The organism is Candidatus Tisiphia endosymbiont of Dascillus cervinus, assembly GCF_964026405.1.
In the GTDB taxonomy this organism is placed as follows: domain Bacteria; phylum Pseudomonadota; class Alphaproteobacteria; order Rickettsiales; family Rickettsiaceae; genus Tisiphia.
This window is the reverse complement of the sequence record NZ_OZ032146.1, coordinates 1,414,186-1,427,920: the sequence shown is the minus strand read 5'-3', so window position 1 is coordinate 1,427,920 and position 13,735 is coordinate 1,414,186. Positions and strand designations below refer to the sequence as shown.

At 31.3% G+C, this 13,735-nt stretch carries 12 protein-coding genes; 4 read left to right on the top strand and 8 right to left on the bottom strand.

Annotated features, from left to right (window positions below):
• Nucleotides 1–4: 4 nt before the first annotated feature.
• The 5 genes from AAGD19_RS07050 to AAGD19_RS07030 all read right to left on the bottom strand — a co-directional run bounded on the left by AAGD19_RS07050 (nucleotide 5) and on the right by AAGD19_RS07030 (nucleotide 4,179).
• Nucleotides 5–1,003, bottom strand: a complete 999-nt coding sequence (locus tag AAGD19_RS07050) for an FKBP-type peptidyl-prolyl cis-trans isomerase (protein ID WP_341747726.1) — start codon at nucleotides 1,001–1,003, stop codon at nucleotides 5–7.
• Nucleotides 1,004–1,425: 422 nt separating this feature from the next.
• Nucleotides 1,426–2,406, bottom strand: a complete 981-nt coding sequence (gene ruvB, locus AAGD19_RS07045) for a Holliday junction branch migration DNA helicase RuvB (protein ID WP_341747725.1) — start codon at nucleotides 2,404–2,406, stop codon at nucleotides 1,426–1,428.
• On the bottom strand, nucleotides 2,399–3,001 hold the full coding sequence (gene ruvA, locus AAGD19_RS07040; protein ID WP_341747724.1) for a Holliday junction branch migration protein RuvA: 603 nt from the start codon (nucleotides 2,999–3,001) through the stop codon (nucleotides 2,399–2,401). Before ruvA ends, ruvB begins: the two co-directional genes overlap by 8 nt.
• 3 nt (nucleotides 3,002–3,004) lie before the next feature.
• Entirely contained in the window at nucleotides 3,005–3,247 is a 243-nt protein-coding gene (locus AAGD19_RS07035) for a Holliday junction ATP-dependent DNA helicase RuvA (protein WP_341747723.1), read from the bottom strand.
• Nucleotides 3,248–3,327: 80 nt separating this feature from the next.
• Nucleotides 3,328–4,179, bottom strand: coding sequence for an Rpn family recombination-promoting nuclease/putative transposase (locus AAGD19_RS07030; protein WP_341747722.1), 852 nt, complete (start codon nucleotides 4,177–4,179; stop codon nucleotides 3,328–3,330).
• A 925-nt stretch (nucleotides 4,180–5,104) separates the two neighbouring features.
• On the opposite strand from AAGD19_RS07030, the gene AAGD19_RS07025 reads away from it, so the two are divergent.
• A complete protein-coding gene (locus AAGD19_RS07025) occupies nucleotides 5,105–5,329 on the top strand; it encodes a DUF2674 domain-containing protein (protein ID WP_341747721.1) in 225 nt (74 codons plus the stop codon).
• Nucleotides 5,330–5,533: 204 nt separating this feature from the next.
• Nucleotides 5,534–7,420 (top strand): DUF3857 domain-containing protein, encoded by a 1,887-nt coding sequence (locus tag AAGD19_RS07020; RefSeq protein ID WP_341747720.1) that lies wholly within the window; start codon nucleotides 5,534–5,536, stop codon nucleotides 7,418–7,420.
• A gap of 270 nt (nucleotides 7,421–7,690) precedes the next feature.
• On the opposite strand, the gene AAGD19_RS07015 is transcribed toward AAGD19_RS07020, so the two are convergent.
• The gene (locus AAGD19_RS07015) at nucleotides 7,691–7,846 is read right to left on the bottom strand and encodes a Sec-independent protein translocase subunit TatA (RefSeq protein ID WP_341747719.1); all 156 of its coding nucleotides are present in this window, start codon (nucleotides 7,844–7,846) and stop codon (nucleotides 7,691–7,693) included.
• Nucleotides 7,847–8,166: 320 nt separating this feature from the next.
• Here AAGD19_RS07015 and AAGD19_RS07010 point away from each other — a divergent pair, with 320 nt between their 5' ends.
• Nucleotides 8,167–8,595 (top strand): aminoglycoside phosphotransferase family protein, encoded by a 429-nt coding sequence (locus AAGD19_RS07010; RefSeq protein WP_341747718.1) that lies wholly within the window; start codon nucleotides 8,167–8,169, stop codon nucleotides 8,593–8,595.
• Between the two features lie 190 nt (nucleotides 8,596–8,785).
• Here AAGD19_RS07010 and AAGD19_RS07005 read toward each other — a convergent pair whose 3' ends face one another.
• Complete coding sequence (locus AAGD19_RS07005) at nucleotides 8,786–10,546, bottom strand: hypothetical protein (RefSeq protein WP_341747717.1); 1,761 nt, start codon at nucleotides 10,544–10,546, stop codon at nucleotides 8,786–8,788.
• Between the two features lie 432 nt (nucleotides 10,547–10,978).
• On the opposite strand from AAGD19_RS07005, the gene AAGD19_RS07000 reads away from it, so the two are divergent.
• Nucleotides 10,979–11,821, top strand: coding sequence for a DsbA family protein (locus AAGD19_RS07000; protein ID WP_341747716.1), 843 nt, complete (start codon nucleotides 10,979–10,981; stop codon nucleotides 11,819–11,821).
• 377 nt (nucleotides 11,822–12,198) lie between these two features.
• Here AAGD19_RS07000 and AAGD19_RS06995 read toward each other — a convergent pair whose 3' ends face one another.
• Nucleotides 12,199–13,728 carry an HlyD family type I secretion periplasmic adaptor subunit gene (locus AAGD19_RS06995; RefSeq protein ID WP_341747715.1) on the bottom strand — a complete coding sequence of 510 codons (1,530 nt, stop codon included), beginning with the start codon at nucleotides 13,726–13,728 and terminating at the stop codon, nucleotides 12,199–12,201.
• Nucleotides 13,729–13,735: the final 7 nt, after the last annotated feature.

Here is a 13,735-nt window from a genome sequence, read left to right as displayed (position 1 = left end):
TCTATTATTCTGTTTGAAAATTTGTTAATTCCAGCATCAAATATTCATCCATAGGAATCTTATCTTGATTAAGCATTTTGTTGATATTAGAACCAAGTGCCTTAAATGACTTACCTTTGGCAATTACTGTTCTAGTGCCAACTGGCACTTTACCATGTAGAGCATATGAAACGATTAATGGATAATTAATATCACCAATTTTTATATCTAATTTCTTACCTTTCTGTACTGAATCATAAATTACCTGACCATTCGATAATTTAGTAATCTTTACGTCAACCCCTACTTTATCTCCGCATAATAATGGTATTCTATAAGCTATTTCATCATCAAATATCTTTACTTCATTACTATCAACAAAATTATTAGTTAATATTGAATTTAAGACAATATTAACTCTATAAGGTGCATCATGTTCTCTATCTTCTTCTTTATATTGCTGGTTATAATATGCATATTTTGCAGGAAGCACCGCTTGTCTTGTTTGTCCAACCATCATACCTACTACTACAGCATCAAGACCTAGCATGATCGCTCTAGAACCAAGTGTAAAGGTTTTGGTATTTTCGCTAAGTAAATTATTGTTAATATCCAATAATTGATAACGTAATGTGACTACGTGACCACAAGTAGCTGGTCCAACAGTTCCATTACCAAAGCTATTAATCTTAAACATTGGTTGTATTAAGTCTCTATTAACCTCTATAGTATATTTACCATCAGTAATAGGTTTGTTTGTTGGTTGTAGTAAATGCTCAAAAAATAGTCGACCTTCTTCTGTCTTAAGAGCATTTATCAAAACCTTTGAAACAGTTTTTTCAAGAAAATTACCAGTTAATGGTATATTTGCTTGTTCAGGAGCAGCGGTAGTATTTTTATTATTTTCAGCATCATTAGTTGTCTGAACTTTAGGGTCTTTGTCCTCGGGAGGAGAGAGCATCTTCATTTGGACAATAGAGTAAATAATTGCTGCAGCAATTATAAGACTTAAAGCTTTTTGCATATAATATTTCTTTCTTAAGTATTTCTTAGTTTGTTTTTAAAATATATAGCTAACTCCGATTAGCATTACTCCGGCTATTAGCGAGGAGTACATAAATCCTAGTGTCATTGCGAGGAGCTACTTTAGTAGTGACTAAGCAATCCTGTTTTGTGTTACCCTTGCGAAAGCACACTAGTGTCCGGGTAAAATCAACACATCAAACAACGTCATTGCGAGGAGCCACTTTAGTGGCGACAAAGCAATCTGTTTCTAATCACTTTTTTGGATTGCTTCGTCGCCACTAAAGTGGCTCCTCGCAATGACGGAGTAATGTTACTCGGGTTAGCTATATATTCTCTAATTTTTAATGTTTTTTTCTAGGAAGCTGTTGGAGATAACTAATTAATTATTTTCATAAACTACCTCTTTGTAACTGTAAATTACTATATTCCAAGATGGTCAAAGGCATTTTTAGTAATAACTCTACCTCTTGGGGTACGTTGTAATAACCCTATTTGTATTAAATATGGTTCTATAGTCTCTTCAACAACATCACGTTGTTCTGATAGAGCTGCTGCAATTGTCTCTATACCAACCGGACCACCAGCATAATTATCAGCTATAAATTTTAAGTATCTATAATCATTACTATCTAAACCTATTTTGTCAACTTCTAATCGATTTAGGGAGATATTGGCAATATTTTTATCAATTTCTAGCTTATCATCGACAGAAGCAAAATCTCTCACTCGTCTAACTAGCCTAAGGGCAATTCTTGGAGTTCCTCTACTACGCCCCGCTATCTCTTCTAATGCCTCATTGGTTAAATTAATTGCTAACAATTTACTAGCTCTACTCAAAACAAGTTTTAATTCATCCACGTTATAAAAATGCAAACGCAATGGTATACCAAATCTATCTCTCAAAGGGTTGCTGAGTAAACCGAGCCTAGTAGTTGCTCCAACTAAAGTGAAATTGGGTAGATTGATTTTTACTGACCTTGCTGAAGGTCCTTCACCAATAACTATGTCTAAAGCAAAATCTTCCATTGCTTGGTACAATACTTCTTCAATATTTGTACTAAGACGGTGAATTTCATCAATAAATAACACATCATTATCTTGCAAATTAGTAAGTATAGCAGCTAGGTCAGCTGCTTTTGATATAGCAGGTCCTGAGGTGGATTTAAAATTTACTCCCATTTCCTTAGAAATAATTTGTGCAAGAGTGGTTTTACCAAGTCCAGGAGGACCGTAAAATAATGTATGATCTAAATGTTCAGACCTATTTTTAGCTGCTTGGATAAAAATGGATAAATTCTCCTTAATTTGTTGTTGTCCGACAAATTCTCTTAAATAGCTAGGTCGTAGAGAAAATTCTTGATCACTCGGAAGTATATCAGCTGACAAAATATTTTTAGACATTGGATCCACGTGCTTTTAATGCAAGTTTAATTAGTTCATTAATAGAGAGATTAGAATTTTCTGCAATAATTCCCTGTACTAAATTTTGTGCTTCAGTTTTACCAATACCAAGCGAGGTTAACACTAATGTGGCATCAGATGATATCTTAGCTAACTCAGTATCATTGTTATCCATGGTAAGGTTGTTAGTAAAATTAGTTAAGGCTTTATCCTTTAACTCTATGATAATTCGTTCAGCTAGTTTTAGCCCAACACCAGAAATGGCTTTAAAAGCTTCTTTATCCCTTCTTGCTATCGCTGATTGGATTTGCTCGGGTGATAAATTTGATAAAATAGCTAAAGCCATTCTTGTACCAATACCGTTTACCGATTGTAATAAATTAAAAAAAGCCTTCTCTTCGAGAGATAAAAATCCGTAAAGATTAATATGATCTTCTCTTACATGTGTTTCAATAAATAATTGACAAAACTCATTAACCACTAACTTATTTAAAGTTTTACTAGAACAATACACTAAATATCCAACACCACTAACATCAATAATGACATAATCATTAAAACATGCATCTATTTTACCTTTTAATTTACCAATCATAATTTATTTAGTATCAGATTTTACTTTTGGTTTACGATTTTTTGTACATATATGTGCTATTACTGGCAATATAGTTACTATCGAAGCTAAAATATAATGCAGTAACGTTGGAGTTTCAGTGCAATGGCATTGACCATCATCAGGAAATGTTGATATAAGTATAATTTTCGCAGTAACCCAAGTAATCACTATATATATAAGCAAATATACTACATATTTAACCTTTGCCCAAATACTCTTAATCATAATTTCCTCTTCTGCTATAGCTAACCATTATATAACAATAATGGAATATGTTAGTAAATCATAAATTTGAGGATCGTAAGTCATTTTAGATTTCCTATTTGAGATTTACTTAACTTAGTGTATTTAATAATTTTTTCTATCGGCTCATTGTTTAATAGCATTTCTTTTGCTATAGCTATTATACCTTCCTCTCTACCTTTTTCCAGTTGTTTCTTTAGAGTATTAGCTTCGATACGCAACCATTTAAGATGGTCTTCATAGGCCTCTCTTTCTTCGTCAGTAAAGTTCATAACATCTAGCACTGTTAGAGCTTTTTTTAAGCTGGCATTGTCTAATTCTTTAGGTAAATTATCTTTATTCAGTAGATCATGTCTTGTTAGAAAAGCTGTCCACATATCTAAAGAGTTTTTTACTTTTTTCAGTATATCAGGTAATTCCTCATAAGAATTATCAGTAAACTTATTAAGCTCAATAGTATGTAATTCGAGATCCTTGAAATACAACAATCCACTATCTTTTTCTACTATATGGAAAACATTGTGATATTTAGTCACATTCGGAATAGAAGTAAAGTTTAGTATATGAATACCAATGGCTTTGCTTAGGGTAGAATAGTCCTGAGCTACCTTTAATTGCTCGGTATATAATTTAGCCCAATAATATAAAGCTCGCTTATCATAATCAGCTTCGTCGCTAATTTGAATTTCAATATTGAACCTTTTGCCATCAACAGATTTGGCTTTAATGTCTAATATTGAGAGTTTATCATTCTTAAAGTTTTTAGGATTATATGGATTAAGCAGCGTTACCTCTGCCACTTGATCCTCTTGTCCAACGATAGAATTAATCAAGGATATCAGCAAGTCCTTATTCTCTTCAACACCAAATATCTTTTTGAAAGCTAAATCCACGCGAGGAGTTATTTTTTCCATATATATGCTGCTATTAGTAGTTATCACTTATAAAGTTAATATAGCACAGAAATTATAAAGCACTAAGTAATATAATGTGGAAAATATAATAGATATCTTTGGCAAACTCTACTTCTGCTGGTAATTTATTCGTGCTACCGGTACTCTGCTCTTCACGCACATCATCGTTCGCTGTGGGTCGAGGTTCGTGACTTCTTTAAATCCTTACACATAAGCGAATTTCGAAAGATATCTAATGCAGAAATTGTGCTAGTATTAAGAATGAGTTGTTTTGCCGCCACTTGAAGTACTGAAAAGCAATGTATACACCATAATGTATACACATTATACGCGAATTAGGGATAAGAATTTATCAATTATTATGTATTTAAAATAAAAGAAAATGTTGCAATAATTAGTTATCTAGGATAGATTGGTGTTAAAAGATACTGACACCGTGATGCCGAACTGTGAATTCTAGGAACAGATAAAAATGCAATATAGTTAAATACATTGAATTAGGTGGAAAGATAATTGATAAAATCAGTTGATTGTAACAGTTGATGGTAAAAACTACTGCTATGTTTTTACCACCTAATTCAATGTATTTGAAATTTATCATTAGAGGTTCTAATTATTATGTAAGAAAAAGAAAGGTCAATCAAATCAGTTAACTTTTGGGATAATGTTAGTGTATTTCAAAAAATACATATACTCTTCTGCTCCTACGAATTGTTTTTTGAAAATATCATGGATTCGCATGCGTAACTATACTAGATGTACGCTACGCCTTCTCACCATTCATTTTCAAATCCAATTTTTCAAATCATTTGAGTATACACTTTCCCTCTAATAAAGCTAACACAGTTTCGATGCAATTATTGTTACAGCCGTACTAATCAAAAGATTTAGTAATAAGAAATTAAAATTAATAAAAAATAAGATTATGACAAGGGTAAAACCCCATCAAAAAATTATATCTTTCGCTGAAAACAAATCTGATTTAGATAAAATTACTCAATTTATTATCGACGGTTGGGCAATAGTAAAACTAATGCCACATGGTAATTATTTTATTGGTGTCATGGAAAAGATGCATCATGACGTTACTATAGATGATCAAGATAAAATTATTTATATACCTCCAAGAAAAAAGATCATTTTTACTTAGTGGTCTCTATTTTTTAGTTTATAATACCTTATAATGCTGGTATATTCTTCTGCTTTAAAGAATTGTTTTTTGAAAATATCATGGATTCGCATGCTCATGTACTATATGTACACCTAGCATGCTCACCATTCATTTTCAAATCCAATTCTTCAAATCATTTGAGTATAACTAAGGGGTATTTTTTTATTTTTAGGATTATTTATAATGACTTATTTAAAATTTTGTCTTCGTTTAATATTATTGGTATTTTTAATAAACTACTCCGCTCAAGGGAGATGGAGTAAGTATGAAGATGCTCCTGTTGAAATTAAATTTTATAACAACGATATTAGTATTAATCAAGATGGCACTTCTGAAGAAATAATAGAAATGCACGCAAAAATACTAAAAGAATCAGGACGTAGTGATTTCTCTCCATATAGATTAACTTATAATAACTATAGTTCCCAAATCTCTATATTAGAAGCCAAGACTATTTATAATGGGCAAGAATATGTAGTTTCTAAAGATATGATTGAGGATAAACCGCTAGCTAGTTTTGGACAAGGTTTTGATCAACTAAATCAGATAACTATCTCATTTCCTAAAGTGGAACTTGGTGCAGAAATATACTTAAAATATAAGTATGTTGAAACAAAAGTTGCTATAGATAATTTTTATGGTGCTACCATATTCTATGGTAAGGAAGGTTACTTGCAAGCAAGTAGTACTAAGATTAATTCTAAATTGCCCCTAAATATCAAGGTAAATGACCCAAAAGGTGTATTAAAAGTTATTACTGATGCTGAAAGTGACTTTCATTCGGCAGAGATTATCCTAGAGAAACCTGTTTATAATCAATTGACCAATGAATCAAGCGAGGGTATATTAAATGTTAAGCACCAAACTTGGGTATCTTTATCAAGCTTAACTAAATGGCAAGATTTTGCCAAACAACTAGCTCCTGACTATTCTAAGGTAATCAATCAACCACTTCCTACAACTCTCATGAGTATAGCAGAATCTGCTCTAAATAAAAATACCGATGAAGAAAAAATTAATTTTGTTACTTCTTCATTAGCTGAAAAAATCCAATATATGGGTGATTGGCGAACAGTATCAGGTCGGTATTTTCCTAGAGATTTAGAAAAGATTGCTACTTCTCAAATTGGTGATTGCAAAGATTTTTCTGCAAGTACTGCTGCTATCTTGCAAAAGCTTGGGTTTAAGGTTCAACCCATTTTAGTAATGCGAGGTATTACTAATTTTTCTAATCCAAAAGCACTACCTACTATAGGAAATTTTAATCATGTGATGCTTAAAGTAGCTAATAAAAATGGAAAAATATATTGGATTGACCCAACAAACTTTGTCAGTATGGCACAAGGAATTTTTCCGGATGTTGCAGGTAAGTTAGCCTTGGTATTAGATCTTCAACAAGCAGGTTATACCAAAATTCCTGAAATAGATCATCAAAATTCACAAGCTATAATACACAATGAGTTGGTAATAAGAGATAATATTGTAGATGTGCATGGTCAGCTTGATTTGAAAGGAGAAGTAGCAGTAAATATAACAGGTGCTGGGTTATATCAATCAAATGAACAGCTAAGGGATTTTACTTTCCACATGTTAACAGGAGTATATCTTGATAAAGAAGACAAGAAATTGTTAAAATTACCTGATCTTACTTCTCGTATTGTTAAGGATCTTACAATTAAGTACGCATATCAGCAAAAAAACCGAATTTTTAAAACCAATAAAGGGTTTGGTTTAAGGTTAAGATTATATGGGATGGAAAATATTACAAATACGGCTTTTGACCAAATATCAGACCTTTTTATAGGTATACCTAACACTAACACAAGACATATAATTATAAAAAATATTACAATTAAAGATTGTAATAAATTAAACTTTGAAGTTGATACTCCGTGGATATATGTCAATAGATCATGTAAATATCAAAATAAAGATACTGAATTTACAGATATAATATCGATAAAAAAAAGTTTGATTACCAATGAAGAGTTAAAAACTCCTCAATATAAAAACCTTAAAAGCAACTTAGAAAATAAATTTGAGCGAGCTGCGATAATAGTAAGTGAATGAATATAATTATCCCTTGCTGTCAAGGTAATGTCATTCCCGCTTCGGTACACTAGTGCTTGGTTTAAGTCAGCGGCGTCATCTTAGGCAAGTGAGATCCTTCGGTGCGAACGCTCGAACCGAGGTTCTCTAGATTTCAAATTGTCATATTAAAGCCAATTCGGGATAAAAATTAACTAATTCTTATCCCGAATTGGGGTGTTACGGATTCGAGAACGAAAATAACGATCAAGACTATTAGATAGAAATCTTCACATCACCTAGCAAAACAGGTTATTCATCTTTTTTCTTATCAATGTCTTTCATTCCTTCCTTGAAAGCTTTAAGACCTTTTGCAAGATCTGACATTACTTGAGGCAACTTACCAGCTCCAAACAACACTAAGATGATTAATAAGATCACTAATAAGTGGCTGAAGCTCATTCCCATAATATCAATTTTATAAGTTTTAAGTTAGAATTACCTATAATATTATAGCAAATAGTTAATTTGATCTAGCATAAAAAAATACAAATTTATCATCAACATCAATTTCGGATTAATTTCATTAATCCGAAATTGGAATGAGAATGTAAACAATCAGGCTTAAAGCGGTTTGACGCATAATTGTTAAATATTTCATTTGCTAATAATAGATTAAAATGCATTTGTGCCAGCCGCTTCAAGAATGCATTTTTCTGAGGTCATCATGAAAACATTTGAAACTAACATTACTAATATCTATGGTGTTCAAGGTAAGGTTTGGTTAGATGATTTGCCAAAAATTGTCTAAGGAGTACGGTTTATCTAGCTTAAATCCAGTTAAGAACTTGAGTTACCATTATGTCCTAGCAGGCTTCCAAGGTTATCAGCCAATTATCTTAAAGTTAGGGCTAGACATTGATGATCTTAAGAGAGAATCAACAGCTTTAAAAGTTTTTTCTAAATTTGGAGGTGTGAAGGTTTTAGCTGAAAGCACCGGCTTACTGCTAGTTGAGCAGGCTATTTCTAATATATCATTAAAATCCTATTTTCCTGTAAAAGATTACGAGGCTATTAAAATAGCATGTAATGTAATGAAAAGATTACACTATGCACCTTTGCCATCAGAAGGTTTTCCTTATGTCACAGATTGGTTGGCAGTATTAGATAAAGAATGGGATGTGCCAAATTACTACTTAACCCCAGTTGCCAATTAATTTTGTATATCAAAAAGTTCTATAGAAAACAAACCTTCTATCAAAACTTTGCTTCCTATAGAACTTTTTGATATACAAAATTAATTGGCAACTGGGGTTATCTATAGGCTTCGCTCCATCCTAGCATCAAATTCTTCTGAATTGGCTTTAATATAAGGAGAAATGCCCTCCTAAAAAAGGATTCTTATATCTAATTGAGGTTAGTATATTTATTTAGAATTCTCTTGATATTATTGAGCATGATAAGTTCATTTTTCTTTCTAGTAAATACATAATATATTACCTTACTTATAGTGGTGCGTTTTTTAACTTGCACAACCAACTCTTGTTGAACGATTGTTCGAATTGTAGTTAGATTACCATTCATTAAAAATTGTGATAAAAGTTGAAGCTGTTCAACACTAAAATTTGTTAGTAATATTCTAATAATTACCATAACATAACCTGCAGGAGTTGTTATATTAGTTTTCCTGACATGTTTTTTAAAACTTAAACTAGATGTTTTATTTAAATATTTGTCACTAAAAATTTCTACAAAATTTATTTCACATAATTGTTTTTTTACTTCTAACCTTTCTTGTTCAATTAGTCTTAACGTTTTAACTGAAGTAACATTGCTATTTATCTTATAATCAGCTGCAATTTTACATGTTATTACCTGTTGTACAAACTCTGCATAATTTAGCTCTTTTTTTAATAATGAAGTAATATTTTTAAATAACAACTGATACCTAGTTTTTAAAGCATTTTTAGTAAAACTATCTAAAGAAGCATATCGTTTAATAATTTTAACTTCAAGTTTTGCAGAAAATTTAGACTCAATAGAAGAAATCATTAAAGAAATAGTATGACCACTTTGGATATTTTGAGTTAACCTTTTTCTAATCTGAGCTAGTATATAATTCAGATCAGAATCTTCTGTTATATTGAGCATCCTGATAGCATCTATATGCTTTGTAATATTAATTAAAATTTCATGCATAAAGACATTTTGCCGGAGTAAGAATCTTTCTATTATAGCGAACTCTGCATTTTCTATCTGATGTATTATTGCATTATAATTTTCAAATAATACTGAAAGCTCATACCCTGAATTATTAAGTTTACTGAAACTCTTCCTAAATTTTGATTCATCATGTATTCTTAGCAAAATATGGTTTATGGTCTGAGATTTAATAGATAAATCTTTTAGCCTATTATATAAGCAAATTAACTTAGCATTGGTTAACTCCATCAATACATTGTGATCATTTATTAAAAAATTAGTAATTTTTTTTAAAATGTATCCATAATCTACTGTATTCTCTACTGTGTTCTCTTCTTTCAGTGTTAATAATATATTGGCATGAAATAACAATGGAACAGATTCTTTCTTTATGTCAATAGTAGAATCAATCTGCCATAATTCTTTAATGAGCAACAATTGATCTAAAAGTAGATTTTGTTGCTCAAGCGATAAATTATCTAAATTCAAAACAATTGCAGTTGCCTGTAGATTATTTATAACATCTTGATTTTTAACATCTTCAGTTATTAATATACAACAATGTTGTACAAAGTTTCTAGCTAAATCCATTACAGGTTTTAGTGCCTTATTATTTTCTTCATGATGTAAAGTGGAAGAACTTTTTAAGCAATCAACCAATTGATTAAGAGAGGTAACAAATTTTGTTACCTCTTCCATTTGATATTTTTGTTGCTTTAACGTTTCAATAGAGAGAGGTCCGTAATGCTCAAGAACAGAGAGCAAGTTCTTTTGACTATCTAGACTAAGATAATCAAGCAAGTCACTATTCTGTTGTAGAATCTTTATAATATTAAAAGTACGTAAAGACCTTTTTAAAGTACTAGGATATTTACAAGATACGATGCATTCAGAGCTTAAAGAGACAAAACAGCCTTTTAATCTTTCTTCATACTTACTAATAACCTTAGTATTAAAATCTTTCATAATTAATTTTCTTATCGTGTTATTCAGTATCTAGGGAGGAGAATCAATTAACTAATCAGAACATAAATTATACGGATGTATACCCATTTCATGCTTCCATCAAGCATTATATCAGTATCATCATGGTATCCCAATATATTTTTCACTTCTTCTTGGGTTGTGTTACCTTATTTGCAAATAAGACTTAATTATCACGAAAGTTACGAGGGGGTTCAAATCATTATAACAATATTTTTATTTTAACTAATAGTATTTTTGCATTTATTAGAAAAAATATTTATAGTATATAAATTAATTATTTTGTTACGAATAAGTAAAAATTTTTATTGCTTAAATATCAGTAAAACCTTATTTTTATAAGGACTTCTCATAAGGAATATAAAATCCTGAAGAGTAAAGTATTTAATTTAACTTAAAACTATATCAAAACTTATGCATAATATCCTTATCATTATAATTTCATTATTGTTAATATCATGTTCGGAAGAAAGTGATAAATCTAATAATAAAAACGAGCAACCTGATAATAAGGCTGAAGTGACTCAGGAAAAAGCTCCACAAGAAGAAAATAATGACAACCTTGCCAATGATAAATGGAATACAATAGTAAATCCTCAAGACAGTACGGCTTCAACTAATACGGAAGAACCTCTAGATACGGTAGAGGATTCTGCTACTAACTCTACTGATAACGTTAGCTTGAAACAGATGCCTTATAAACCAACTTTCAATGTTAGCCAAAATGATATAGTTCTTGGTAATATTAAGGCAACTGTAGTGGTAGTTGAGTATTTTTCTCCAACTTGCCCACATTGTGCTTATTATCATGAAAAAATTCTACCTGAGCTTAAAAAGAAATATATTGATACCAATAAAATTGCTTATATAATTCGTGAATTTATCGGTAATAAGCAAGATTTAGATGCAGCAATTTTGGCACGTTGTCCAAATGATCTAGATAGTTTTCTTAAATTCCAAAGTGTAATACTAGCACAACAAGATAAATGGGGTAGTAGTAATAGATATCGTGAGTTACTAACAAATATAGCTCAAATTGGTGGAGTATCCGCAGAAACTTATGCTAAATGTCTTAATGATAATAAAATTGTCGAAACATTACTTGCCAATACTAACCTTGCTGCTAGTTCACAAGGTTTTGTTGGTACACCCGCATTTTTTGTTAATGGCATACTAACAAATGGATATAGTTTAGAAATCCTTTCTAGGGTAATTGATAAAACGTTAGAAAACTCTACTATCAAATCCGAAAATTAATACACTTACTTAATCTCAACTATCGATGTAACAAGTTAACCATAGTACCCTACATTTTTCTATAATCGTCATAGCAATGCTCTTTAGATGCCGTGGCGATCTAGGTAAACAGCGAAGCTGTTTTTTTAGAGTAACGCTTCGCGTATCCTGATCTTGGATTGTTGGTCGCCGCTTTTTCGCGACTCCTCGCTAATAGACGATCAGCAGCCATTTTAATGGTGGTTATATAAAAAAGTAGGGTATTATGATAACATACCTTCTATGTTATTTTTTTAGATTCCCGCCTACGCGGGAATGACAGCGTTTTGACGTTAGTACTATAGTTGTAGTACTAGGATTACATCGTTTTTGGCTAAAACCTTTTCGGGGTAACTGTATTATTTCTCTTTAAATGCTCTAAACATCGTATCAGTAATAGGATCAAGTAAATATTTCAGGAGAGTCCTTGTGCCAGTAACAATTTGAACTTCCGCTTGCATACCAGGATGTAACTCTAACTTTTTAGCTTTTGCAATCTTATTAAACTCATCCATATCAATCTCAATTCTAGCGATATAATAAGTGGTAGGATCTTGGCTTGGAGTATTTCTGTCTTGTACAATATCAGGAGATATTTTAACAACTTTGCCAGTAAATAACGGCGTTGTTCTAGATTTAAAAGCACTGAAGCGAATTTTTGCTACCAAGCCTTCATGCACTGAATCTATATTCTTGCTTGGAACTTTTGCTTCTATTATCAAATTATCATCAGTTGGAGAAATCTCTAGAATCGGATAACTTGGTGAAATCACCTGTCCTATTGTATGATAGTTCAATACATTTATAATACCATCAACTGGTGATTTAATAACCACTCGATTTAAAGAGTCCTGATGTGCATTAAATGCCTCTTTAAAACGAGCTACTAGCTCTTGTGTCTCTTTTAGTTCAGTCAGAGTTTTCTCTGTATATTTATTCTGTAAGTTAATAATGCTAATCTCACACTCTGTAATCGAATGCTTAATAGATGCAATCTCAGATTCTGCCATAGCTATCTCACTTTTGTACTGTGCTTCCTTAGCTTCTAAGTCTAATAAAGCGGCTTTATTGGCAAAACCTTTTCCATGCAATGTATCCATTGCCTTTAAACGATCCTTAACAACCTCTAGAGTTTTTACATTTGCAACTTTTTTAGCCTGCGTACCTTCGATTCTTTTATTTAATTGCTCGATCCTTTGATGTAAGGCATTTTTTTCACTTTTATATACTTCTTTTTTAGACTGAAATAAATTTTCTTGGGTATGTATAATCCTTGCTACTTCAGGTAAATTGATATCTTTGGTTAATAATTCTGGAAATTCAATCTGAGCTTGATTATCTCTCTCAGCAATTAAACGACTTTCCGTTGCTAAAGCATGTCTATATTGGCTTAAATTACTTTCATATGCTGACTTAATTCTTGTATCTTCTAGCTCTATTAATTTATCACCTTCTTTAACTTGATCACCTTGTTTAACAAAAATATTAGCTATAATTCCACCTTCTTGGTGATTAATTGTCTTCTTATTACCACTCGTTATAACAACACCCAATGCTGTAGCAGCACTATCAAGAGGAGCAAAACTGCCCCATACCCCTCCAACTAATACAAAAAAGATTATTACATATACCCCAAAAAGAATTGGGGATCTAGCAATTTGCACTACATCATTGCGATCAACATCATTATTTTTAGTAACAAAATTGACGAAACGATCAAGATAATATAATGTATTTTTAATGGCATTAGAAATCTTTACTATTACCTTTTGTGATACAATAGCTCCCTTTGTTTTTTTTGTGTGTGTTAAATCATTTTGTAGCGACAAAAGTTGTTTAAGTTGCTCCGCTGTAAATGCCGGCTTATTGTTATTTGACTTTTCTTCCATATTTAAA

What these genes read in the sequence shown, in the direction of transcription:
- AAGD19_RS07005 (WP_341747717.1), bottom strand. Translation starts at nt 10,546, where the DNA reads ATGAAAGATTTTAATACTAAGGTTATTAGTAAGTATGAAGAAAGATTA.
- AAGD19_RS07030 (WP_341747722.1), bottom strand. Translation starts at nt 4,179, where the DNA reads ATGGAAAAAATAACTCCTCGCGTGGATTTAGCTTTCAAAAAGATATTT.
- AAGD19_RS07050 (WP_341747726.1), bottom strand. Translation starts at nt 1,003, where the DNA reads ATGCAAAAAGCTTTAAGTCTTATAATTGCTGCAGCAATTATTTACTCT.
- AAGD19_RS07015 (WP_341747719.1), bottom strand. Translation starts at nt 7,846, where the DNA reads ATGGGAATGAGCTTCAGCCACTTATTAGTGATCTTATTAATCATCTTA.
- AAGD19_RS07000 (WP_341747716.1), top strand. Translation starts at nt 10,979, where the DNA reads ATGCATAATATCCTTATCATTATAATTTCATTATTGTTAATATCATGT.
- ruvB (WP_341747725.1), bottom strand. Translation starts at nt 2,406, where the DNA reads ATGTCTAAAAATATTTTGTCAGCTGATATACTTCCGAGTGATCAAGAA.
- AAGD19_RS06995 (WP_341747715.1), bottom strand. Translation starts at nt 13,728, where the DNA reads ATGGAAGAAAAGTCAAATAACAATAAGCCGGCATTTACAGCGGAGCAA.
- AAGD19_RS07020 (WP_341747720.1), top strand. Translation starts at nt 5,534, where the DNA reads ATGACTTATTTAAAATTTTGTCTTCGTTTAATATTATTGGTATTTTTA.
- ruvA (WP_341747724.1), bottom strand. Translation starts at nt 3,001, where the DNA reads ATGATTGGTAAATTAAAAGGTAAAATAGATGCATGTTTTAATGATTAT.
- AAGD19_RS07025 (WP_341747721.1), top strand. Translation starts at nt 5,105, where the DNA reads ATGACAAGGGTAAAACCCCATCAAAAAATTATATCTTTCGCTGAAAAC.
- AAGD19_RS07010 (WP_341747718.1), top strand. Translation starts at nt 8,167, where the DNA reads ATGATTTGCCAAAAATTGTCTAAGGAGTACGGTTTATCTAGCTTAAAT.
- AAGD19_RS07035 (WP_341747723.1), bottom strand. Translation starts at nt 3,247, where the DNA reads ATGATTAAGAGTATTTGGGCAAAGGTTAAATATGTAGTATATTTGCTT.